The 22,434-nt window shown below is 71.3% G+C and carries 24 protein-coding genes, 1 pseudogene and 1 riboswitch; of the genes and pseudogenes, 14 read left to right on the plus strand and 11 right to left on the minus strand.

Annotation, left to right across the window (positions count from 1 at the left end; translation table 11 throughout):
* Positions 1 to 107: 107 nt before the first annotated feature.
* From WQ56_RS05030 to WQ56_RS05050, 6 genes are read left to right on the plus strand one after another with little or no spacing between them, the layout of a single operon-like run.
* Entirely contained in the window at positions 108 to 959 is an 852-nt protein-coding gene (locus tag WQ56_RS05030; protein WP_047136005.1) for an SPFH domain-containing protein, read from the plus strand.
* Positions 959 to 1,297: a hypothetical protein gene (locus tag WQ56_RS05035; RefSeq protein WP_156170355.1), complete on the plus strand. Its 339-nt coding sequence runs from the start codon at positions 959 to 961 to the stop codon at positions 1,295 to 1,297. Before WQ56_RS05030 ends, WQ56_RS05035 begins: the two co-directional genes overlap by 1 nt.
* Positions 1,294 to 1,503 carry a hypothetical protein gene (locus tag WQ56_RS05040; protein ID WP_047136007.1) on the plus strand — a complete coding sequence of 70 codons (210 nt, stop codon included), beginning with the start codon at positions 1,294 to 1,296 and terminating at the stop codon, positions 1,501 to 1,503. Before WQ56_RS05035 ends, WQ56_RS05040 begins: the two co-directional genes overlap by 4 nt.
* A complete protein-coding gene (locus WQ56_RS18535; RefSeq protein WP_156170357.1) occupies positions 1,496 to 1,672 on the plus strand; it encodes a DUF4177 domain-containing protein in 177 nt (58 codons plus the stop codon). The genes WQ56_RS05040 and WQ56_RS18535 overlap by 8 nt, the downstream gene beginning before the upstream one ends.
* Positions 1,669 to 2,490 (plus strand): CPBP family intramembrane glutamic endopeptidase, encoded by an 822-nt coding sequence (locus WQ56_RS05045; RefSeq protein WP_052772853.1) that lies wholly within the window; start codon positions 1,669 to 1,671, stop codon positions 2,488 to 2,490. Before WQ56_RS18535 ends, WQ56_RS05045 begins: the two co-directional genes overlap by 4 nt.
* 50 nt (positions 2,491 to 2,540) lie before the next feature.
* The gene (locus WQ56_RS05050; protein ID WP_047136008.1) at positions 2,541 to 3,335 is read left to right on the plus strand and encodes a M15 family metallopeptidase; all 795 of its coding nucleotides are present in this window, start codon (positions 2,541 to 2,543) and stop codon (positions 3,333 to 3,335) included.
* 49 nt (positions 3,336 to 3,384) lie between these two features.
* Here the strand turns inward: WQ56_RS05050 and WQ56_RS05055 are convergent, their stop codons facing one another.
* The 5 genes and pseudogenes from WQ56_RS05055 to WQ56_RS05075 all read right to left on the minus strand — a co-directional run bounded on the left by WQ56_RS05055 (position 3,385) and on the right by WQ56_RS05075 (position 7,378).
* Positions 3,385 to 3,753: a DUF423 domain-containing protein gene (locus tag WQ56_RS05055; RefSeq protein WP_047136009.1), complete on the minus strand. Its 369-nt coding sequence runs from the start codon at positions 3,751 to 3,753 to the stop codon at positions 3,385 to 3,387.
* A gap of 110 nt (positions 3,754 to 3,863) precedes the next feature.
* Complete coding sequence (locus WQ56_RS05060) at positions 3,864 to 5,036, minus strand: SRPBCC family protein (protein ID WP_047136010.1); 1,173 nt, start codon at positions 5,034 to 5,036, stop codon at positions 3,864 to 3,866.
* A gap of 310 nt (positions 5,037 to 5,346) precedes the next feature.
* Positions 5,347 to 5,415 (minus strand): annotated as a pseudogene (locus WQ56_RS19240) (DNA-binding response regulator); the annotation flags it as partial.
* Positions 5,416 to 5,498: 83 nt separating this feature from the next.
* A complete protein-coding gene (locus WQ56_RS05070) occupies positions 5,499 to 6,140 on the minus strand; it encodes a response regulator transcription factor (protein ID WP_047136012.1) in 642 nt (213 codons plus the stop codon).
* Positions 6,141 to 6,163: 23 nt separating this feature from the next.
* A complete protein-coding gene (locus WQ56_RS05075) occupies positions 6,164 to 7,378 on the minus strand; it encodes a sensor histidine kinase (RefSeq protein WP_047136013.1) in 1,215 nt (404 codons plus the stop codon).
* A 175-nt stretch (positions 7,379 to 7,553) separates the two neighbouring features.
* Here WQ56_RS05075 and WQ56_RS05080 point away from each other — a divergent pair, with 175 nt between their 5' ends.
* From WQ56_RS05080 to WQ56_RS05105, 6 genes are all read left to right on the plus strand, one after another.
* Complete coding sequence (locus WQ56_RS05080; protein WP_047136014.1) at positions 7,554 to 8,147, plus strand: GNAT family N-acetyltransferase; 594 nt, start codon at positions 7,554 to 7,556, stop codon at positions 8,145 to 8,147.
* Positions 8,147 to 8,926, plus strand: a complete 780-nt coding sequence (gene minC, locus WQ56_RS05085; protein ID WP_047136015.1) for a septum site-determining protein MinC — start codon at positions 8,147 to 8,149, stop codon at positions 8,924 to 8,926. Before WQ56_RS05080 ends, minC begins: the two co-directional genes overlap by 1 nt.
* Before the next feature lie 26 nt (positions 8,927 to 8,952).
* Complete coding sequence (minD, locus tag WQ56_RS05090) at positions 8,953 to 9,762, plus strand: septum site-determining protein MinD (protein WP_047136016.1); 810 nt, start codon at positions 8,953 to 8,955, stop codon at positions 9,760 to 9,762.
* A 2-nt stretch (positions 9,763 to 9,764) separates the two neighbouring features.
* Positions 9,765 to 10,028 (plus strand): cell division topological specificity factor MinE, encoded by a 264-nt coding sequence (gene minE, locus WQ56_RS05095; protein WP_047136017.1) that lies wholly within the window; start codon positions 9,765 to 9,767, stop codon positions 10,026 to 10,028.
* 6 nt (positions 10,029 to 10,034) lie between these two features.
* Positions 10,035 to 10,565 (plus strand): hypothetical protein, encoded by a 531-nt coding sequence (locus WQ56_RS05100; RefSeq protein ID WP_047136018.1) that lies wholly within the window; start codon positions 10,035 to 10,037, stop codon positions 10,563 to 10,565.
* Between the two features lie 130 nt (positions 10,566 to 10,695).
* Positions 10,696 to 12,696 carry a M2 family metallopeptidase gene (locus WQ56_RS05105; RefSeq protein ID WP_047136019.1) on the plus strand — a complete coding sequence of 667 codons (2,001 nt, stop codon included), beginning with the start codon at positions 10,696 to 10,698 and terminating at the stop codon, positions 12,694 to 12,696.
* 709 nt (positions 12,697 to 13,405) lie between these two features.
* On the opposite strand, the gene WQ56_RS05110 is transcribed toward WQ56_RS05105, so the two are convergent.
* Positions 13,406 to 14,662, minus strand: a complete 1,257-nt coding sequence (locus WQ56_RS05110) for a multidrug effflux MFS transporter (protein WP_047136020.1) — start codon at positions 14,660 to 14,662, stop codon at positions 13,406 to 13,408.
* A 218-nt stretch (positions 14,663 to 14,880) separates the two neighbouring features.
* Here WQ56_RS05110 and WQ56_RS05115 point away from each other — a divergent pair, with 218 nt between their 5' ends.
* On the plus strand, positions 14,881 to 15,675 hold the full coding sequence (locus WQ56_RS05115; protein ID WP_047136021.1) for an OBAP family protein: 795 nt from the start codon (positions 14,881 to 14,883) through the stop codon (positions 15,673 to 15,675).
* Here WQ56_RS05115 and WQ56_RS05120 read toward each other — a convergent pair.
* Positions 15,672 to 16,001: a hypothetical protein gene (locus WQ56_RS05120; protein ID WP_047136022.1), complete on the minus strand. Its 330-nt coding sequence runs from the start codon at positions 15,999 to 16,001 to the stop codon at positions 15,672 to 15,674. The two genes, WQ56_RS05115 and WQ56_RS05120, sit on opposite strands and share 4 nt — an antisense overlap.
* A 188-nt stretch (positions 16,002 to 16,189) precedes the next feature.
* A riboswitch (glycine riboswitch) is annotated at positions 16,190 to 16,286 on the plus strand.
* 86 nt (positions 16,287 to 16,372) lie between these two features.
* On the opposite strand from WQ56_RS05120, the gene gcvP reads away from it, so the two are divergent.
* Positions 16,373 to 19,315, plus strand: a complete 2,943-nt coding sequence (gene gcvP / locus WQ56_RS05125) for an aminomethyl-transferring glycine dehydrogenase (RefSeq protein WP_047136023.1) — start codon at positions 16,373 to 16,375, stop codon at positions 19,313 to 19,315.
* Between the two features lie 102 nt (positions 19,316 to 19,417).
* Here gcvP and WQ56_RS05130 read toward each other — a convergent pair whose 3' ends face one another.
* The 4 genes from WQ56_RS05130 to WQ56_RS05145 all read right to left on the minus strand — a co-directional run bounded on the left by WQ56_RS05130 (position 19,418) and on the right by WQ56_RS05145 (position 22,404).
* Positions 19,418 to 19,684 (minus strand): hypothetical protein, encoded by a 267-nt coding sequence (locus tag WQ56_RS05130; RefSeq protein ID WP_047136139.1) that lies wholly within the window; start codon positions 19,682 to 19,684, stop codon positions 19,418 to 19,420.
* A gap of 57 nt (positions 19,685 to 19,741) precedes the next feature.
* Entirely contained in the window at positions 19,742 to 20,254 is a 513-nt protein-coding gene (locus WQ56_RS05135; RefSeq protein ID WP_047136024.1) for a ferritin-like domain-containing protein, read from the minus strand.
* 66 nt (positions 20,255 to 20,320) lie between these two features.
* Positions 20,321 to 20,878: a hypothetical protein gene (locus WQ56_RS05140; protein ID WP_047136025.1), complete on the minus strand. Its 558-nt coding sequence runs from the start codon at positions 20,876 to 20,878 to the stop codon at positions 20,321 to 20,323.
* On the minus strand, positions 20,875 to 22,404 hold the full coding sequence (locus tag WQ56_RS05145; RefSeq protein WP_047136026.1) for an FAD-dependent oxidoreductase: 1,530 nt from the start codon (positions 22,402 to 22,404) through the stop codon (positions 20,875 to 20,877). Before WQ56_RS05145 ends, WQ56_RS05140 begins: the two co-directional genes overlap by 4 nt.
* Positions 22,405 to 22,434: the final 30 nt, after the last annotated feature.

Below are 22,434 nucleotides of genomic sequence, written 5' to 3' on the forward strand. Positions count from 1 at the left end.
TCGCGGGTCGCCCGTAGGGTGCCCGGGCGGTCGGCAGGTGCGCGTGATTGCGCTTGACAGACTGATATCACGAAGATATCACTTGGCGAACTCCAGGGAGATGGCCCATGAAAGAGAATCCGATCCGATCGTTCCCCGGCATCCCGGTCGTACTGCTGCAGCTGGCCGCGATCGCCGTGTGCGCATGGCTGATGCTGACCACTGGCGGCGCGCTGCCGGTGCTGGCGGTCGTCGTCGCGTTGCTGGTCGCGTTCTCGGCGGTCGGCCTGTACATGGTCGAGCCCAACCAGGCCGCGGTGCTGAGTTTGTTCGGCCGCTACGTCGGCACGGCCAAGGAGAACGGGCTGCGCTGGAACAACCCGTTCCTGACGAAGAAGAAGGTGTCCTTGCGCGTGCGCAACTTCGAGAGCGGACGGCTGAAGGTCAACGAGCTCGACGGCAGCCCGATCGAGATCGCGGCGGTCATCGTCTGGCGGGTGGTCGATTCTGCCGAGGCGGTGTTCAACGTCGACAACTACGAGAGCTTCGTGCACATCCAGTCGGAGGCCGCGCTGCGCGCGATGGCCACCAGCTACCCCTACGACCAGCACGAGGACGGGCAGATCTCGCTGCGCAGCCACCCGGCGGAGATCTCCGACCGGCTCAAGGAGCACCTCGACGAGCGCCTGGCCGCGGCCGGCGTGGACGTGCTCGAGGCACGCATCAGCCACCTGGCGTACGCGCCGGAGATCGCGCAGGCGATGCTGCAGCGGCAGCAGGCCAACGCGGTGATCGCGGCGCGCACGCGGATCGTCGCCGGCGCGGTCGGCATGGTGGAAATGGCGTTGTCCGAGCTGCAGAAGAGCGGCGTGGTCCAGCTCGACGAGGAGCGGCGCGCAGCGATGGTCAGCAACCTGCTGGTCGTGCTGTGCGCCGACCGCGGCACGCAGCCGGTGGTCAACACCGGCTCGCTGTACTGATGGCGTCCCATCACGTCATGGCGCTGGTGTTCGCGGTGTTCGCGCTGCCGGCATTCGTGTTCGCGCGCTGGCTCGGCGACGGCCGGCTGCCGCTGGCGGGCGGCAGCGGCATGACGGTGCGCGACAAGGCACTGCTCGACAGCCGGCTGGCGCGGCTGATGCGCATGGTCGGCCTCGCCACGCTGGCCACCGCTGCCGGCATCGCGTCGTGGGGCGACGACGAGCGCCGGCTGTCGATCCTGGTCGTGGTCATGGTGCTCGCGGTCAACGGCCTGGCGGCGGCGTTCGTCTACGTCGTCGCGAGCAGCAGGCGGCGGGCGCGCGGCGGGCGCGGGTGAGCGCCCGCAAGGCCTATCCGCTGCGCATCGACGCCGCGATCCTCGCGGCGGTGCAGCGCTGGGCCGACGACGAACTGCGCAGCGCCAATGCGCAGATCGAATATGTCCTGCGCGACGCGTTGCGCCGTGCGGGCCGGCTGCCGCCGCCCACTGCACCCGACGCCGATCCGACCCCATCCACATCCGCAGGAGCATCCGATGACTGAGCGCTGGCACTACAAGGTGCAGGAGATCAAACCGGGCATGTTCGGCCTCAAGGCCGGTGTCGTCGAGGCCGAGCTGCAGACGCTGGGGCAGCAGGGCTGGGAGCTCGTCGACGTCGTGCAGACGGCGCCCTGGCAGCCGGTGCTGCTGTTCCTCAAGCGCCGCGCATGAGCGCCGCTCCCGCGCCGCGCGTGCGCCAGGACCTGCGGGTGGCGGTGGCGCTGGCCGCCGCGGCCGCGCTGTCCACCGTCGCCGTGTTCCCGTACCTGATGCAGCTCGCGCCCGGCCGCGTCGCGTCGTCGCCGGTCCCGCTGCCGGCGCTGATCGCGATCCAGGCGATGCAGATGTTCGTGCTCGCGACGCTGCTGGCGTGGGCCGGCCTGCGCATGGGCCATCGGGTCGGTCTGGGCAGCCCGTTGCTGCAACGCTGGCTCAACCGCCACGGCGCGGCACGACCGGCGCCGCTGCATCCGTGGCGCGCGGCCGGGCTCGGCGCCGCCGCCGCGGTGGCGGTGCTGGCGCTGTCGGCACTGCTCGATCCGCTGCTGCTGCCGCCGGCCAAGGTCGCGATGCAGGACGTCGACGGCGCGCGCAGCGCGCTTTACGGGCTGCTCGCCTCGTTCTACGGCGGCATCGTCGAGGAACTGCAGTTGCGGCTGTTCCTGATGACACTGCTGGCCTGGGCCGCGACGTGGCTGCTGCGACGCGCCCGCGGCTTCGACGGCACGCTGCCGCCGGCCGCCGCGTGGCTCGCGATCCTGGGCGCGGCGCTGCTGTTCGGCGCCGGCCACCTGCCCGCGGCCGCGGCGGTGTGGGACCTCGATGCCGGCGTCGTGGCGCGGACGGTGCTGCTCAACGCGATCGCCGGCATCGCCTTCGGCTGGCTGTACTGGAAGCGCGGACTGGAGATGGCGATCGTGGCGCACTTCGCCGCCGATCTGGTGCTGCACGTGCTGATGCCGCTGCTGACGCCGCAGACGGTCCTTTGACCGTCGCAGTCGGCCGTGCGCGGCCGGCCGCCGGTCGCTAAGCTGCGCCGATGCCCCGCCCCGCCTCCGCCATCCTGATCAACACGCCGGACATCGAGCTGTGGCCGGCCGCGCTGCTGCGCGCCCGCGCCAATCGCGACGCCCGCGTGCTGGCGCGCGCGCAGCGTGTACTGCGCCGCAAACGCGACGGCCGCTATCTCGCCGCGCTGCTGCCCGAGGGCCTGATGCCGCTGCTGCCCGGCTGGCGCCGCACGCCCGGCGTGGACGAGGCACTGGGTCTGCTCGAGACGATGCCGTCGGGCCCGCCGTCGGCGGCGCCGGACACGCTGCCGGTCGCGCGGCTGCAGACGCGGCTCGACGGCCTGGGCATCGATGCGCACGACTACGCCGCCCGCACCGGGCTGCCCCTGGTGCCCGAGCCGGCATGGCTGGCGTTCGCCGGCGTCGACCGCTACCGCCGCCCGCTGTGGCTCGAGGCCCGCGCGGCGCGCGCCTGGGCGCGGATGCGCGATGCGGCGCTGCGCGACGGCGTCGCGCTCGAGGCGATCTCCGGCTACCGCAGCCACGACTACCAGTTGGGCATCTTCGAGCGCAAGCGCGCCCGCGGCCTTGCCGTGGACGCCATCCTCGCGGTCAATGCCGCGCCCGGCTACAGCGAGCACCACGCGGGCAGCGCGCTCGACATCGGCACGCCCGGCGAGCCCAGCGCCGAGGCCTCGTTCGAGGCGACGCCGGCATTCGCGTGGCTGGCGCGCCACGCCGGCGACCACGGTTTCTCGATGAGCTACCCGCGCGACAATCCCCACGGCATCGTCTACGAGCCATGGCACTGGCGCCACCGCTGAGCGCGCGCAGCGCCGGCGCACCGGGCGCCGTGCGCGCGGGATGCGGCCGTCAGCGCCGCGGCGTACGCAGCGCCGAGACCGCGTAGAGCAGCCAGCCGAGCATCGTCAGCCCGCCGCCCCAGGGGGCGAACGTCGACGGTCCGCCCAGCAGGTGGCGCGAGACGACCGCTCCTGAAAACAGCAGCGTCCCGGCCAGCAGCGCGAGCAGCGCCAGCTTGGCCAGCGGATCGCGCACGCCGCGCGCGAGCGCGGCCAGTGCGACGCCGTGCCCGAACGCGAACACTGCCGCCGACTGCAGCGCCGGCCGCGCATCGCCCTCGACCCCGTGGCTGGCGTAGGCCGCCAGCGCGACCGCGACCCCGGCGAGCAGCGCACCCGCCGCCGCCAGTCCCGAGGCATTGCCCTCATTCCTGCGCATCACCGCTTCCCCTGTCCTGCGCGCCGTCGCGGCGCCGGCTCCCCAACGCAACACGCCGCATCCAGGGGATGCGGCGTGCGTCGGGTCTCGTCGATGTACGAAGGCGACCGTTACGGCTGCTGGCGCAGCGTCCAGAAGACCTCGAACTCGCCGTTCTCGGTGAACGCCGACTCGATACCGTTGCGGTAGGCCTCGTAGGGACGGTCGGTGACCTCGTAGCCCTGCGTCAGCGCCCAGGCGCGGACCGCGTTGCGGACGTTGTCGAGCTCGGCCATGAAGCCCTTGTAGTTGGCCTTGGCGACGCGGCCGCGCGGCTGGTGCACGTACTTCACCGGGCCCAGCAGCTCGAGATCCGACAGCTCGGCGGCATCGGTCGCAGGCGCTTCGACCGGAGCGGCTGCGGTCTGCTCGGCAGCGTCGCCCTCGCCTTCGCCCTCACCCTCGGCAGCGGCCGGCGCGGCCGGACCGGTACCCTTGACGCGGACCGGCAGTGCGATGTCGAACGTGTAGGTCTCGCGACCGAGCTCGGTGGTGATGATGCGCAGCGGGCCGGCGGCCTCGAGGTCGTTGGCGGCGATCGTGCGGTTGATCCACTCCAGGTTCGCCTTCATCGAGTCCTGGATGACCTGGTTGTTGCGCTCCACCGCGCCGGCGCTGACCACCAGCAGGTTCTCGGCCGGACGGTCGACGGCGGCCAGGTCGGACAGCGAGCTGCCCTCGACGCGGTAGTCGACGTTGGGCACGGCGGCGAGCAGGTTGCCCATCTGGCCCAGGCCCAGCTTCATGTCGTCGCCGACGTTGCGGCTCACGTACAGGCCGGCGAAGCGGCCCAGCAGGTCCCAGCCATAGTCGACGTTGTAGGTCTGGGTGATCTCGATGTTGCGGTTGTTACGGCCGGTCGGCTTCAGCGAGAAGGTCATCTTCTTGTTGTCGCCGCGCTGCGGGTTCTCCAGCGCGTAGACCACGCGGGTGTCCGGCTCGGACTCGGTGATCTCCCAGTGGCCCTGGCCGACGCGCTCGTCCTGGGAGGTGTAGTCGACGCGGGCGCCGACGCCGGCATCCGGGCCGGAAACCTTGAGCTGGACGGCGGGGTCGTAACGGGGGATCGGCGACCAGTCCTTGAAGCGACGGACGCTGTTGATCGTGTCGAACACGATCGACTGCCGACGGTTGGTCTCGACAGATTCGGTCAACGTGCGGCTGGACGGAAGCAGCACGGCCACCACCAGGAACAGCACGGCGACGATGACGCAAGAGATCAGCAGTTCGAGCAGACGGGTCATTCAGGGTTCTCCAGGACCAATTCCGGCCTGAGGCGGCACAGACCGGCAATCGTAGCAAGATTGTGTGACTGCGGGCGAGCCTGACTTGTCGTCCGATTCGCGTGCGCGATCGCCCCGTCGCATCGCGTCTGGCGCGCCGCCCGTCCCGCCCCACGGCCGCCGGCGACACCGGTGTCGTCATGCGGCGGGCGGGACGGCCGTGCGGTCGCGCACGTCAGGCCTGCACAGGGTGAGGACGGCCGCCTGCGAGGCATCGCCTCGCGGGCGGACGAACGCCCGCCGCGCTGCGGCGGGCCGGCCATCCTGTCGATCAGACCAACTGCAGCTCGAAGGCCTTGAGCACGGCCCGGGTGCGATCGCGCACGCCGAGCTTGGACAGGGTGAGGACGCCCGGCCTGCGAGGCATCGCCTCGCGGGTGGACGAACGCCCGCCGCGCTGCGGCGGGCCGGCCATCCTGTCGATCAGACCAGCTGCAGCTCGAAGGCCTTGAGCACGGCCCGGGTGCGATCGCGCACGCCGAGCTTGGACAGGATGTTGGACACGTGGTTCTTGATCGTGCCCTCGGCCACGCCCAGCGAGTTGGCGATCTCCTTGTTGGAGAAGCCGCCGGCCATCAGGCGCAGGATCTCGGTCTCGCGGTCGGTCAGCGGGTCGGGCCGGTCGAGGCTGACGAACTCGTTGCGCATCTGCTCCAGGCCGGTCAGCAGGCGCTGGGTCACCGCCGGCTGCACCAGCGATCCGCCGTCGGCGACCGTGCGGATCGCGCCGACCAACTGCTCGAGCGAGACGTCCTTGAGCAGGTAGCCCTTGGCGCCCGCCTTGAGCCCCGCCAGCACGAGCTGGTCGTCGTCGAAGGTCGTCAGGATGATCGTCGGGGGCAGCGCATCGGCGCGGGCCAGCGACTGCAGCGCATCGAGCCCGGACATCGCCGGCATGCGCATGTCCATCAGCACCACGTCGGGCTTGAGACCGGGGATCAGATCGACCGCCTGCCGGCCGTCGGCGGCCTCGCCGACGACCTCGATGCCGCCGTCGAGCGCGAGCAGCGAGCGGATGCCCTGGCGGACTAGGGTCTGGTCGTCGACCAGGCAGACTCGGATCATGGGGCCTCCCATCGGATGCGGACTCACGGCGGCGGGGACGCGACGGTGCGGGGTGCAGCATCGCGCAGGCGGGCATCGTCCGCCAGCGGCAGTTCCAGGCGCAGCACGAAGCCGCTGCCCGGCGCGGTCTCGACCTGCAGGCCGCCGCCGTAGGCCGCCAGCCGCTCGCGCATGCCGGTCAGGCCGTTGCCGGCGCGCGCGCCGTCGGCGCCGCGGCCGTCGTCACGCGCGTCGAGGCGGATCGCCCCGGCGTCCTGGACGTAGCGCAGGCGCAGCAGGCCCGCGCCCGAGTGGCGCACGGCATTGGTGATGATCTCCTGGGTGCAGCGCAGCAGCACGTGCGCGCGCTCGGGATCGTCGACCAGGAACTGCTGCGGCATCTGCATGTCGATGCGCAGGCTCGGCACGTTCTCGGCCAGCGGCAGCAGCGTGGCGCGCATGTCGATCGCGTCGTCGTCACGCAGCTGGCTGACCGCCTCGCGCACGTCGCTGAGCAGCAGCTTGGCCAGCGTCTGCGCCTGCCCCACGTGTTCCTGGGCCTGGCCGCTCGCCAGGTGGCTGGCGATCTCCAGGTTCAGGCTCAGCGCGGTCAGGTGGTGGCCCAGCAGATCGTGCAGCTCGCGCGAGATGCGCGTGCGCTCGTTGACGCGCACGCTCTCGGCCAGCAGCGCGCGCGTGGCGCGCAGTTCGGCATTGAGGCGGCGCTGCTCCTCGCGGGCCTGCGCCTGCTGCCGCGCGACCAGCCCGGTGACGAACGCGAAGCCGGTGAAGCCCACGTACAGCGCCGCCTGCAGCACCGCCTCGGCCAGGGTGAAGTCGAACCCGCGCACGTAGACCGGCACGATCACGAACTCGCAGGCCACCAGCAGCGCGACCCCGACCCACAGCGGCAGCAGCCAGGGCAACACGCAGGCGACGACCATCAGCAGGATGCTGCCCAGGCCGCTCTGGCTGTAGTAGCTGATCGCAATCGCGCTGCCGGCCAGCACCAGCACCAACAGCCGGTCGAACAGGCCGATCCGGCGCTCGCCCAGGCCGCGCGTCAGCCAGGCGTAGCTGGTGCCGAACACCGCCCAGGCCAGCCATGAGCGCCAACTGTCGAGCACCACGCGGGCACCGCCCTCGGCGAGCTGGTCCGCCGGCGCCAGCGACAGCATCAGCAGCGGCAGCCCGATCACCGCCCAGGTGAACAGGCCGGCGACGCGCAGCAGGCGGTTGTGGTTCAGGGTGCGCATCATGGCCCATGGTAGACGCGCGCGGGGCCTGGCGCCGCGGGCCTGAAGTCATGCCCGCACCCGCGCACCGCCTCGCCCGCCCGCGACGGGCATGCAATAATCCGCGCTTGCGACGCACAGCGGCGGAAGCTGCCGCATGCCGTCGATTCGTGTGTCTGCCGTCTCAATGGAGTCTGGAATGTCGATCGTCGTCCGCGACGTGCGCGAGCACGAGCTGGATTCCATCCTCGAACTCAACAACGCCGCCGGCCCGTCGATCCTGCCGCTGGACGCGGCCCGCCTCCGTCGCCTGCACGACACCGCCGAATACTTCCGCGTCGCCGAGCGCGACGAGGCGATGGTTGGCTTCCTGATCGGCTTCGGCTCGGGCAGCGGCCACGACAGCAGCAACTACGCCTGGTTCGGCGCGCACTACCCCGAATTCTTCTACATCGACCGCATCGTGGTCGCCAGCCGCCGACGCGGCGGCGGCGTCGGCCGGGCGTTCTATGCCGACGTGCAGAGCTACGCCGAGGTCCGCTACCCGCTGCTGACCTGCGAGGTCTTCGTCGAGCACGACAACGATCCGGTGCGGCTGTTCCACGGCGGCTTCGGCTTCCGCGAGGTCGGCCAGCACGTCATGCCCGGCACCGACCTGCGCGCCTCGATGCTGGTCAAGGACATGTGCAGCTATCCGTGGGTGCGCGACACCTACGGCGGCCGGCTGCCCGATGCGCCGTGGCTCGGGCGCCCACGGGTGCCCACCGATGGCAGTGCCGGGGCCCGCGCCTGATGGCCGGCCAGCCCGCCCCCGCCCCGGCGACCGATTTCGAGCCCGCCGGCGAACTGAAGATCGGCCAGGTCGGCATCGCCAACCTGCGCATCCGCACCCTCGACGTCGCCCGCCTGGGCGAGGAGATGCGCAGCCGCGTGACGCGCGCGCCCAAGCTGTTCGAGCGGGCGGCGGTGATCCTGGACTTCGGCGGCCTGCCCGCGAGCCCGGACCCGGCGACCGCGCAGGCGCTGATCGATGCGCTGCGCGACGCCGGCGCGCTGCCGGTCGCGCTGGCCTGGGGCAGCAGCGACAACGCCGTGCTGGCGCAGGCGCTGGGCCTGCCGCTGCTGTCGAAGTTTCGCGCCCAGTACGAGAGCGCCGACGCCGTGCCGCCGTCTGCCGCGGCGCCCACCCGTGCCGCGCCGCCGCCGGCCGCCGCACCGCCCGCACCCGCCGCGGCCGCGCCCGAACCGGGCCTGATGCAGACCTCGGCGGTGCGCTCGGGCCAGCAGCTCTACGCCAAGAACCGCGACCTGACGGTGATGTCGCAGGTCGGCGCCGGCGCCGAGGTCATCGCCGACGGCTCGATCCACATCTACGGCCCGCTGCGCGGACGCGCGCTGGCCGGCGCCCAGGGCAACCGCAACGCCCGCATCTTCTGCCGCAGCTTCCACGCCGAGCTCGTCGCCGTGGCGGGGCAGTACAAGGTGCTGGAAGATATCCCAAGAGAACTCCACGGCAAGGCCGTCCAGGTCTGGCTGGAGCATGAAGAACTGAAGATCGCCGCACTCGAGTGACGGCGGCACACCCCAGGAGACGTGTTTTGGCTGAAATCATCGTGGTCACTTCGGGCAAGGGTGGCGTCGGCAAGACCACCACCAGCGCCAGCATCGCCAGCGGGCTGGCCCGGCAGGGCAAGCGCACCGCGGTCGTCGACTTCGACGTCGGCCTGCGCAACCTCGACCTGATCATGGGCTGCGAGCGCCGCGTGGTGTACGACCTGGTCAACGTCGTCCAGGGCGAGGCCTCGCTCAAGCAGGCGCTGATCAAGGACAAGCGCTTCGACAACCTCTACGTGCTCGCCGCCTCGCAGACGCGCGACAAGGACGCGCTGACCAAGGACGGCGTGGAGCGCGTGCTCAAGGAACTGGCCGACGACGGCTTCGACTTCATCGTCTGCGACTCGCCGGCCGGCATCGAGAAGGGCGCGTTCCTGGCGATGTACTTCGCCGACCGCGCGATCGTCGTGGTCAACCCCGAGGTCTCCTCGGTGCGCGACTCCGACCGCGTCATCGGCCTGCTGCAGTCCAAGACCCGGCGCGCCGAACAGGGCGAGCGCGTGCAGGAACACCTGCTGCTGACCCGCTACAGCCCGTCGCGCGTGGAAAGCGGCGAGATGCTCTCGATCGCCGACGTCGAGGAGGTGCTGGGCCTGAAGACCATCGGCGTGATCCCCGAATCGGGCGACGTGCTCAACGCGTCCAACAAGGGCGAGCCGGTGATCCTCGACGCCCAGTCGACCGCCGGCCAGGCCTACGACGACGCGGTCGCGCGCCTGCTCGGCCAGGAGCGCCCGCTGCGCTTCACCACCACGGAGAAGAAGGGCTTCTTCAGCAAGCTGTTCGGAGGTTGACGATGGCCCTGTTCGATTTTCTCAAGCCCAAGAAGAACACCGCGACGATCGCCAAGGACCGCCTGCGCATCATCGTCGCCCAGGAACGCACCAACCGCGACGCGCCCGACTACCTGCCGCTGCTGCAGCGCGAGCTGCTCGAGGTGATCCGCAAGTACGTCAGCATCGACGTCGAGGCGGTCAAGGTCGACCTGGTCAAGGAGGGCGAGCACGACGTGCTCGACATCTCGGTCGCGCTGCCCGACGAGCGCATCACGCCGGCCTGAGCCGACGTGCCCCCGCTCCCCGGCGCACCGGCATCGCCCGCCGCGGACGCGCCGCACGACGCGTCCGCGTCGGTGCTGCGCGTGGCCGACGTCGGCTTCGAACCGGCCACCGCCCTGCTCGCGCGTTACGGGCTGCGGCCGCATCGCGTCGCCCCCGGCCAGCCGATTCCCGGCAGCTACTGGGGCGACAGCGAAGCCGGCATCATCGGCACCGACGTGCATGCGCGCGACGACACCCCGGTGCATTCGCTGCTGCACGAGGCCTGCCACCTGATCGTGCTGCCGCCCGAGCGCCGCGCCGCCGTGCACACCGACGCCACCGACTCGGTCGAGGAGGAGGACGCGACCTGCTACCTCCAGATCGTGCTCGCCGACGCGCTGCCCGGCGTCGGCAGCGCGCGGCTGATGGCCGACATGGACGCCTGGGGGTACACCTTCCGCCTGGGCTCGGCGCGCGCCTGGTTCGAGCGCGACGCCGACGATGCGCGCGCCTGGCTGGTCGCGCGCGGCCTGCTGCCGGTGCCCGCGGCCGGCTGACGGCGGGCATCGACGCGCCGCATCGGCACGGTCGGATGCGTGCGACGCGGCGCATCGCGCGCGCATCGTCACTTGCGGCGTCGCAACCGCCGCACTAGCCTCCCGGTTCCCTTGCACACCGGACGCCGTCGTGACCCATCGCCATGCCCTGCTCGCCCTCGCGGTCGCCGCGAGCCTGACGCTCGCCGGCTGCAACCGTTCGCCCTCGCCCGACGCGACCGCGCCGGCCGCGTCCACCGCGCCCGCCGACGAGACGGCCGACCAGTTCATCGCGCGCGTCAACGAGGAGATGCGCACGCTGATGCCGGAACTGACCGCCTCGCAGTGGCTGTCGGCGACCTACATCAACGACGACAGCCAGCTGCTGGCCGCCAAGTACAACGAGCGCTACCTGGCCCAGCTCAACACCTGGATCGAGCAGGCGCGCCGGTTCGAGGGCAAGGAGATGTCGCCCGAGACCGCGCGCGCCATCAACCTGCTCAAGCTCGGCGCGTCGATGCCGCCGCCGCGCGATCCCGCGCACCTGGCCGAGCTCACCGCACTGGCGTCGAAGATGGAAGGCACCTACGGCGCCGGCCAGTACTGCACCGGCGAAGGCGAGGCCCGCCGCTGCCGCCAGCTCGGCCAGCTCGAGGACGTGCTGCGCAGCAGCCGCGACTACGACGCGCAGCCCGACGCCTGGCAGGGCTGGCACACGATCGCCCAGCCGATGCGCCCCGACTACACGCGCTTCGTCGAGCTGGTCAACGAGGGCGCGCGCGACCTCGGCTTCGCCGACGCCGGCGAGGCCTGGCGTTCGGGCTACGACATGCCGCCGGCCGAGCTCGCCGCCGAGACCGACCGGCTGTGGGGCCAGGTCAAGCCGCTCTACGAGCAACTGCACTGCTACGCGCGCGGCCGGCTGGAAGCACGCTATCCCGGCCGCGGCACGGTCGACGGCGGCCTGCTGCCCGCGCACCTGATGGGCAACATGTGGCAACAGGACTGGGGCAACCTGTGGGACGTGCTGCAGCCGTACCCGAACGCCGGGGACCTCGACATCACCGGCGCGCTGGAGAAGAACTACCAGGCGCTGCTCAACGAGCGGATGGTCAAGGAGAACGCGCTGATCGATTCGGATCGCCGCGCCGACATCGCGCACGCCGCGCAGGTCGAGAACGCCAAGCGCATGAACGAGCGCGCGCAGGACTTCTACGTCTCGCTCGGCATGCCCAAGCTGCCCGAGAGCTTCTGGACCAGGACGCAGTTCGTGAAGCCGCGCGACCGCGACGTGGTCTGCCATGCCAGCGCCTGGGACATGGGCGCGCACATCAACGGCCAGCCGGACGTGCGCACCAAGATGTGCACCAAGCCCAACGAGGAAGACTTCACGACGATCTACCACGAGCTCGGGCACGTCTACTACTACCTCGCCTACAACGGTCGTCCGCCGCTGTTCCAGACCGGCGCGCACGACGGCTTCCACGAGGCGATCGGCGACACCATCGTGTTGGCGATGACGCCCAAGTACCTGCAGTCGATCGGCCTGGTCGGCGAACAGCAGCAGTCGCAGGAATCGCTGGTCAATTCGCAGATGCGCATGGCGCTGGCGAAGGTGTCGTTCCTGCCGTTCGGGCTGATGATCGACCGTTGGCGCTGGGGCGTGTTCGACGGCTCGATCACGCCGGACAACTACAACGCCGCGTGGTGGTCGCTCAAGGCGCAGTACCAGGGCGTGGCCCCGGCGACACCGCGCGGCGAGGAGTTCTTCGACGCCGGCGCCAAGTACCACGTGCCGGGCAACACGCCCTACACGCGCTACTTCCTCTCCCACGTACTGCAGTTCCAGTTCTACAAGGCGCTGTGCGACGCGTCCGGGCACACCGGCCCGCTGTACGAGTGCAGCTTCTACGGCAACAAGGCGGCCGGCGAGAAGTTCTGGGCGATGCTCGAGAAGGGCAACAGCCAGCCGTGGCAGCAGACGCTCAAGGCGCTGACCGGGGGCGAGACGATGGACGCCGCGCCGGTGCTCGAGTACTTCGCACCCCTGCAGACCTGGCTCGAGCAGCAGAACGAAGGCCGCAGCTGCGGCTGGAGCGCACCGGCCTCGGCGCAGTCCCCTGCTCCGGCCGCGACGCCTGCAAAGGGCTGAGCGGCCTTTGAAGCACCGCGGCCTTTCCAGGCCGACTCGTTACAACTGCGGGATGGGAGCTGTCTTCGGACAGACAGCAGCCTGCCAGCCGGAAGGCGCTCCCCCCTCGGTCAAGGCCGCTTCGCGGTCCGGCCACGCGAAGCGCGCGTGGCGTTCGCATGGATGCGCGGCAGTGCCGCGCACGCCATCCATGCTCACCCTGCCTTGACTCGGGCGCGCGCCCGCTCCGCGTCCGGCCCGGCGCAGCGCGCCGGGCGTTCGCCCGCTCGCGCGGCATGCCGCGCAGGCAGAGCGGGTTCACCCATGGCGCGCTCGACGCGGCCACCGGCTGTCAGTCCGCTGCCACAGCCGTTTGCATCCCGACTTCGGGTGGACACAGAGTCACCCGCCAGAAGAAGTCGCGCGTTGTCGGCCTCGGTGCGTCGTGCTGGCCGGGGATTGCGATAGCGGGCCATGGATGGCTCGCGGCGGCGAGTCAGCCATGGGTGAGTGTGGGCTGCTCGCGCGGCATGCCGCGCAGCCCGCACGAACGCCCGGCGTGCTTCGCCGGGCCGGACCGCGGAGCGGGCTGACCGAGCCGGGGAGCAGTCCCCGGCCGGCGCGACGCACGTTCCGAAGAAGAACGCCCTGATCGAGCAAGCAGAAGCAGGACTCGCTAGCTCGGGTAAAGACCATTCATCGCCCCCACGGCAACGCCTCCGAGCGGCGGCTACAGCGGATCGGTCGGGGCCACCGGCGCGGCATCGCGCGCGGGGGTCGGGGGCGGCGCGCCGCGCGCCAGCTCGGCGCGCCAGAACAGCCAGCCGACCAGCATGAAGCCGGCCGAGGTCAGCGCAAGCGCGCGCGGATGATGGCTGACCAGTGGCGAGAGCACGCCGGCCGCGACCGCATTGAGCACCAGGCCGACGAAGGCCTGCAGCGACGACGCCGATCCGCGCTGGCGCGGGTACATGTCCAGCACGGCGAGCGTGAGGATCGGGAACACCAGCGCAATGCCGAACGAGTTGAGCATCATCGGCAGCACCGCCCACGGCACCTCGGGCTGGTCCACCAGCAGGTTGTAGCCGAGGTTGGCGGCCATCGCCACGCCGCTGCACGCAAAGCCGATGTTCGCCAACCGCGGGCCGCTGATCCGCCCCGCCGCCCGACCCGAGAGCCAGGCGCCGAGCATCATGCCGGTGATCATCGGGACGAAGAACCAGCCGAACTGGCGCTCGTTGAGGCGCAGCACGTCGACGACGAACACCGGCGTCGAGGCGATGTACAGGAACAGCGCCGAGAAGTTGAACGCGCCCGCCGCGGCGAGCCGCTGGAACCGCCGGTTGGCGACGATCGCCGCATAGCCGCGCAGCAGGCGCCCGGGCGCGAGCGAGATGCGCGCCGCCGGCGGATGGGTCTCCGGCAAGCGCACCCAGCACACCGCCAGCAGCACCAGCGAGAACGCGACCAGGAACCAGAAGATCAGCGGCCAGCGTCCCCAGCCCAGCAGCCAGCCGCCGATCACCGGCGCGATCGCCGGCGCGATGCCGAAGATCATCGACACCTGGCTCATCAATCGCTGCGCGTCGTCGCCGTGCAGCACGTCGCGGATCACCGCGCGCCCGACGATCAGGCCCACGCCGGCCGACAGGCCCTGCAGCGCGCGGAACGCCAGCAGCGTGCCGAGGCTGGTCGACAGCGCGCAGCCGACCGACGCGACCACGAACACCGCCAGCCCGCCCAGGATCACCCGCCGCCGCCCGAGCGCGTCCGACAGCGGCCCGTGCACCACGCTCATCAGCGCGTAGGCCACGAGATACACCGAGATCGTCTGCTGCATCGCGACCGCATCCGCGCCCAGGTCCGCGCCGATCGCGGGGAACGCCGGGAAGATCGTGTCGATCGAGAACGGCCCGAACATCGCCAGGCCGGCGAGCAGCAGGGTCAGCAGGCGGATCGGGACCTGCGGTGGCGGGGTCACGGTCATCGTCGACCGGCCCCGTTGGGACATGGACGCATGCGCTGGGCTCGGTGCGGGGGCTGCGCAGCATAGCAACGCGTCCATGCACGCCGGGACGGACGCAGCGTTCCCCGGGCCGCAGTCCGGTGCGTTGCCGCGGCGCAGCGCGATCGCTGCAGGGCCGGCGAGCGATCGCTACGCCGCGTCGACCGTTCGTGCACGCGCGGCGCTCCACGGTGCGGGCCATGCCATTCTTGTCCCGCTCCCTCGCCGCCGCGCTCCTGGGCGCCGCCCTCGCCGCCTGCGGCGGCACCGCCCCCACCGCGCCGGCCGTCGACCCGCCGGGTGCATCGGGAACGGCCGCCACGCGCACGCTCGAGGCCGGTGCCCGCGCGCTGCAGGGCACCGCGCCGCTGCGCGACATGGACATCCACATCGTCGGCTTCCATCCGATGAAGGACGACCCGACGATGCAGATGGAGGCCCACCACTACTGCCGCCAGGTCAATGAGGACTTCGCGCAGTGCGCGCTGTTCGACGGCGACACCGTCGAGGCCAACCTCACCGGCATCGAGTACATCGTGTCCGAGCGATTGTTCGCGCAGCTGCCCGAGGACGAACGCGCGTACTGGCACCCGCACAACGGCGAGATCCTGTCCGGGCAGCTGGTCGCGCCGGGCCTGCCCGAGGTCGCCGAGCGCGCGCTGATGCGCCAGAAGATCAACAGCTACGGCAAGACCTGGCACACCTGGCATTCGCGCCACGGCATCGCGGCCGGCGATGCGCTGCCGCTCGGCCCCGCGACGCTGGCGTGGTCGTTCAACCGCGACGGCGAGGTCGATCCGGCGCTCGTTGCGGCGCGCGACCAGCGCACCGGCATCGACAGTGCGCAGCGGCGCCGGGCGCGCGAGGACCTGCGCACCGATGCGCGACCGCAGGCGGGGGTCGACGCACTGCGCGCGCATTTCCCGGACGCCACGCCGATCCCGGGGGTCCGCGACGCCACCGCGGACCCGGACACGGGCGACCGCAGGCGCTAGAGCCGCTCGACCGCCATCGCGCGGATCAGCACCGCCTGCTGCGCGAAGCGCGTCTCCAGCGAGGCGCGGTAGTCCGCCCACCAGGCGCGATCGAGCCCGTCGGTCATGACCTCGACCAGCACCACCTCGTCGCGCTGCACCTCGCCACCCGGATCCTCCCAGGCGCCGGCGGCCGGCGCGCGCAGGAACGCGGTGGCGCCGCCGAAGCGCGTGGTCAGTTCGTCGCGCACCCCGTCGAACAACGTGCGTGGCCACGGGTGGCCGTCGGCGCCGCGCAGCGGCAGGAAGAGCTGGACGAGCGTGCACGGGGGCGGGTCTTCGGGCATGGACGGGCGGCGCGAAAGCGGGACGGACGAGCATCGCCGCCCGGCCATGGAGCCCGCGTCACGGCCCGGCCCGGCCGGCCGCGCGGGGGCGGTATAATCGGCGCGCTGCAACCAACCGGTGGGAGAAGCGGGTCCGCCCGCTGCCGAAGGCGCAACGCCCGTAATCGCTCAGGCCCACGTACTGCCGGCGGGAAAACTCTGGAGAGACCGGTTCGATCCGGCGCCGAAGGTGCATGGGGACGCGTCACCCCCCGAACTCTCAGGCAAAAGGACAGAGGGGCACGAGGAAGGCCGGCGCCTTCCGCCGCCGCATGCCCTCCCCGGCGCGGCGCGGCATGCCGTCGGCCCTCCGCCCCCAGCCGCCCTACCGGATGCCCGCCATGACCGCATCGCCCCTGCGCGACCTCGAACACCCCTCGGCCTTCGTCGAGCGCCACATCGGCCCGAACGACGCCGAGATCGCCCACATGCTCGAGGTCGTCGGCCACGCGTCGCTCGATGCGATGACCGACGCGATCGTGCCCGGCAGCATCCGGTCGCCCGCCGCGCTCGCGCTGCCGACCGCGACCACCGAGGTCGAGGCGCTGGCGAGGATCCGCGACGTCGCGAGGAAGAACACGGTGCTGCGCAGCGTCATCGGCCAGGGCTACTACGGCACCCACACGCCGAACGTGATCCTGCGCAACATCCTCGAGAACCCGGCCTGGTACACCGCGTACACGCCCTACCAGGCGGAGATCTCGCAGGGCCGCATGGAAGCGCTGATCAACTTCCAGACGATGGTCGCCGACCTGACCGGCATGGACATCGCCAATGCCTCGCTGCTCGACGAGGCGACCGCCGCGGCCGAGGCGATGACGCTGGCCAAGCGCTCGGCCAAGTCGAAGTCCAACGTGTTCTACGTCGCCGACGACGTGCACCCGCAGACGCTCGACGTGCTGCGCACGCGCGCCGCCGGCCTGGGCATCGCGCTGCAGGTCGGTCCCGCCGCCGACGCGGCGACCGCCGACAGCTACGGCGTGCTGCTGCAGTACCCCAACACCTTCGGCCGGATCGACGACCACGCCGCGGTCGCCGAGGCGGTGCACGCGCGCGGCGGCATCGTCGCGGTCGCGGCCGACCTGCTGGCGCTGGCGCTGATCGAGGCGCCCGGCGCCTGGGGCGCGGACATCGTCGTCGGCAGCGCACAGCGCTTCGGCGTGCCGTTCGGCTTCGGCGGCCCGCACGCCGGCTACATGGCCTGCCGCGACGCCTACAAGCGCTCGATGCCCGGCCGCCTGATCGGCGTGTCGGTCGACGCCGCCGGCAACCCGGCCTACCGGCTGACGCTGCAGACGCGCGAGCAGCACATCCGCCGCGAGAAGGCGACCTCCAACATCTGCACCGCGCAGGTGCTGCTGGCGGTCATGGCCTCGATGTACGCCGTCTATCACGGCCCGGAAGGCCTGACACGCATCGCGCGCCGGACGCACCGCTTCGCCTCGATCCTGGCCGCCGCGCTGCGCCAGGCCGGCGTCGCGGTCGGCGACGCGTTCTTCGACACCCTGCACGTGACCGGCGTCGACGCCGGCGCGCTGCACGCCAAGGCGCGTGCGGCCGGCTTCAACCTGCGCGCGATCGACGCCGCGTCGGTCGGCATCAGCCTCGACGAGACCACGACGCGCGACGAGGTCGTGGCACTGGCCGGGCTCTTCGGCGACGCGCAGGAAGGCGCGAGCGCCGCGGGAGGCAGGATGCCGGGAGCAGCCGCCGACAGGCTCGACATCGACGCGCTCGATGCCGCGACGGCCGACGCGCTGCCGCAGGCGCTGCGCCGCAGCACGCGCTTCCTGCAGCACCCGGTGTTCAACACCCACCACAGCGAGCACGAGCTGCTGCGCTACATGCGCACGCTGGCCGACCGCGACCTGGCGATGGACCGCACGATGATCCCGCTGGGCTCGTGCACGATGAAGCTCAATGCCACCGCCGAGATGATTCCGGTCACGTGGCCCGAGTTCGCCAATATCCACCCGCTGGCACCTGCCGACCAGACCGCCGGCTACACCGAGCTGATCGACGGCCTGGAGAAGATGCTGGTCGAGATCACCGGCTACGACGCCGTCAGCTTCCAGCCCAATTCCGGCGCCCAGGGCGAATTCGCCGGCCTGCTCGCGATCCGCGCCTACCAGCGCGCGCAGGGCCAGGGCCATCGCGACATCTGCCTGATCCCCGAATCGGCGCACGGTACCAACCCGGCGTCTGCGCAGATGGTCGGCATGACCGTGGTCGTGACCCGCTGCGACAAGGACGGCAACGTCGACGTCGACGACATCCGCGCCAAGGCCGAGAAGTATTCCGACCGGCTGGCGGCGATCATGATCACCTACCCGTCCACGCATGGCGTGTTCGAGGAGGACGTGGTCGAGATCTGCGACATCGTCCACCGCCACGGCGGTCAGGTGTACACCGACGGCGCCAACATGAACGCCCTCGTCGGCCTGGCCAAGCCGGGCAAGTGGGGCTCGGACGTCAGCCATCTCAACCTGCACAAGACCTTCTGCATCCCGCACGGCGGCGGCGGCCCGGGCGTGGGCCCGTGCGCGGTCAGGTCGCATCTCGCGCCCTACCTGCCCCGAAGCCTCGGCGCCGACGGCGAGGTCGGCATGGTCTCGGCCGCCACGCACGGCTCGGCCTCGATCCTGCCGATCAGCTGGATGTACATCGCGATGATGGGCGCCGACGGCCTGCGTCGCGCGACCCAGGTCGCGCTGCTCAACGCGAACTACGTCGCCAAGCGCCTCGCGCCGCATTTCCCCACGCTCTACACCGGCCGCAACGGCCTGGTCGCGCACGAATGCATCCTCGACCTGCGCCCGATCAAGGACGCGACCGGCATCAGCGCCGAGGACGTGGCCAAGCGCCTGATCGACTTCGGTTTCCATGCGCCGACGCTCAGTTTCCCGGTCGCGGGCACGCTGATGGTCGAGCCGACCGAGAGCGAATCGCTGCACGAACTCGACCGCTTCATCGACGCGATGATCCAGATCCGCGACGAGATCCGCAGCGTCGAGGACGGCCGTCTGGACCGCGAGGACAACCCGCTCAAGCATGCGCCGCACACCGCGATGCAGGTCGCCGCCAGCGAGTGGACCCACGCCTATCCGCGCGAACTGGCCGCGTTCCCGCTGGAAACGCTGCGCCAGACCAAGTACTGGCCGCCGGTCGCGCGCGTGGACAACGTGCACGGCGACAAGAACGTGTTCTGCAGCTGCATCCCGGTCGGCTCGGCCGAGGACGCGCCCGAGGCGTTCAGCGAGCCCGACGTCGTCTGAGCGCGACGTCGGACCCCGGTCCCGGGCGCAATGCCCGGGGCCGTGCCCGCGCAATACCCGGTGCGCCCATCGTCCTCCGGCAGGTGCGCGGGCGCAGGCGCCCTAGGCGCCCGCGCGTCGCCGTTTGCGCCAGGTCACGACCTGGCCGACGATCGCGGTGACGAGGATGCAGGCGTTGGTGACGATGAACACCCAGTCCCCGACCAGCGCGCTGTAGGTCACGAAGCCGGTCGAGGCCGCGATCTGGCCGACGAACAGCCACTTCGACACGCCGCGCGCGCTGTCGTCGCGCAGTTGCGTGACGATCTGCCGGACAAGCGTGGCCAGCAGGATCGCCGAGGCCGCCCAGCCGATCAGTTCAGGACCCATGCGCGCCCCGGCCTGCGCAGGCGCCAACGGGACGCACTGAGGCCGCAGCCACCGGCATCAACGCTTCGCCGTCTGCCCTTCGGTCTCGTCCCGGTCCAGATACGTGAGCACGGTCTCGTCGAGATTGGCGGCCAGCCATTCGGCCATGGCCTCTTCCTGGGCCAGGATCTCCTGGCAGACCGCCTCGGTCTCCTGATCGCCCACCTTGCGCGCGGCCGCGATGATCGCGCGGTACGTGGCGATCTCCAGGTGCTCGAACGCGTAGCTCAGGCCCGACCCCTTGACGACCTCGTCGCTCATCATCGAATTGCCGGCCGCATGCATTGCCGCCGTCGCCGAACCCATGACGTCCTTGACGGTCGACGTCGACCCGCCGAGCGCCTTGATGCGTGCTTCGAGCAGCCGCGCCTGTCCCTGCGTTTCCTCCACGTGCTGCTCGATCCGCTGCCGCAGCCGGGGGTAATGCTCCAGCCGCGAGGCCTGGCCCTTGAGCATCGTCTCGGCCTCGCTCTCCATGGCATGCGCATCCGACAGCCACTCCAGCACGCGCTTCTCGTTCGCCTTGGTCATCCCGGGTCTCCTCGTTGATGTCGAGACGCCATTGGGCCGTCGCGGGCGTCGGACCGACGTGAGCCGTCATCGCGGGCCCGGGATGCGAACGGAAGAAATGTCCGCGTCGCGCGCGCGGGCGGCGCGCGCGGCCTGCCGGAACTCGAGCACCGCAGGCAGCACGCACAGCAGCAGCGGCGGCACCAGCACCAGGCCCCAGACCTGTACGCGATCGACGGCGAACGCGCGCGCCGGCAGCGTCCAGCCCGCCTGCCACGCCTGCGCGCCCTCGGATGCGAACAGCACCGCCAGCGCGATCCACGGCGCCATGTCGAGCACGCTGTGCAGATGCTGTTCGACCGGCGGAATCGCGCGGGTGCGGTACGCGATCCGCGTGTCGACGTAGCCGGCCGCCGCGTGCGCGCACACCAGCAGGACCTGGAAGCCGAGTGCGGCCAGCGACGGACCGAATGCCAGCCAGATCATCACGGCCGCCCCCAGCAAGGCCAACTGCAGCAGGTGCATCGTCGATTCGGCGACGCCGGACGTCTGTGCGAGGCATTGCCGGCGATGGCACACGAAATCGCCCAGTCCTGCGACCAGCCAGGCCAGGTAGCCGGCATAGGCCCAGGCCGCGCCGTTCACTGCTCCACCGGCTCGCCGTCGAGCGTGCACGGTGCCAGCGGGCGGTCGGTCGGCCCGTTGAGGATCGCCCCGGTACGCGCATCGAAACGCGAGCCATGGCAGGGGCAGTCCCAGCTCTTCTCCTCGGTGCTCCAGCGCACGACGCAGCCCATGTGCGGGCAGCGCGCATCGTGCGCGTGCAGGCTGTCGTCGCCCGCGCGATAGACGGCGACGCGGCGCAGCCCGCGCCGCAGCACGGCGCCGGTCCCGCGCGCGATGTCGTCGGGCGCAGCGGCGTCGGCCGGCTTGATCCAGTCGCGGAACTGCAGCGCGGCGTTGGCGTTCTCGCGCATCCAGGCGCCGCCGCTGCGGAACGGTTTGCGACCCGGATCGTAGAGTTCGATCCAGGGGTTGTCGCGTCCCTGGATCAGGTCGGCGATCAGCAGCCCGCCAAGGGTGCCGTGGGTGATGCCGTTACCCGAATCGCCGGTGACCAGGTAGACGTTCTCGTTGGCGGGATCCGCGCCGAGGAACGCGAGTCCGTCGGCCGGCTCGAGCACCTGGCCCGACCAGGCGTGGGTGAACGTACCCAGACCCGGAAACCGCGCCCGCGCCCACGCTTGCAGCCGTGCGTAGACCTCCGGATCGTCGTCCTGGCCGGTCTTGTGGTCGGCACCGCCGACGATCAGCATCCAGGTCCCGTCGCGGCGCGCATGCAGGCGTACGTAGTGATAGGGATCGGCATCGTCCCAGTACAGGCCGTCGGGCACCGCGTCGGCCGCGATCTCGCCGGCGACGACGAAACTGCGGTACGGCGCCTGCTTGTGGAACGTGGCGCCGGTGGGATGGAACGGCACGTTGGTCGCCACGACGACCGCGCGCGCCTGGAGCGTGCGCTCGCCCAGCGTCAGGGTCGGCCGGTCCCCGCCTTCGACGCGGTCGACCTCGGCGCGGTGGAACCGGCAGCCGGCGACCCGCGCCTCCTCCGCCAGACCCTGCATGTAGCGGCCGATGTCGACGCGGGCCTGTCCGGCGAAGCGCAGCACCGGCCCGCCGAGCGCGGGCAGTGCATCCAGGCCCGGCAGCCGCTCGACGTCGAGTCCGGCCTGGCGCGCCGCGTCGTACTCGCGTTCGATGTCCGAGACGTCTTCATCGTGCGGAAAGAGGTAGCCCGACACGCGCCGGAAATCGCAGTCGATGCCGTCGCGCGCCATCGCCTCGATCCAGTCGATCGCCGCGGCATGGCTCGCGGCCGCCAGACGCGCGCCCGCCTCGCCGTGATGGCGCGCAAGGTTGAAGAAGCGGTCGTCGAGGGCGGATGCCAGGTGCGCCGTGGTGCGCAGCGTCTCGCCGGCGCCGACGTCGTCGCGCTCGACGATCAGCACGTCGCGTCCTGCGCGCGCCAGTTGCACGGCTGCCGTCAGGCCGGCCACGCCGGCACCGACCACGACCACATCCTGCTCGCGGCTGGGATTCTTCTCGGTGAACCTGTCCGCCGTCGGCTCGGAATCGTCGAGCCAGACCGGACGCGTGATGCCAGTGCTCATGGCCTCTCCTTTTCGGGAAGCGGAGTGCGG

Origin of the sequence: Luteimonas sp. FCS-9 (genome assembly GCF_001014645.1) — a bacterium.
Taxonomy (GTDB): Bacteria; Pseudomonadota; Gammaproteobacteria; order Xanthomonadales; family Xanthomonadaceae; genus Luteimonas.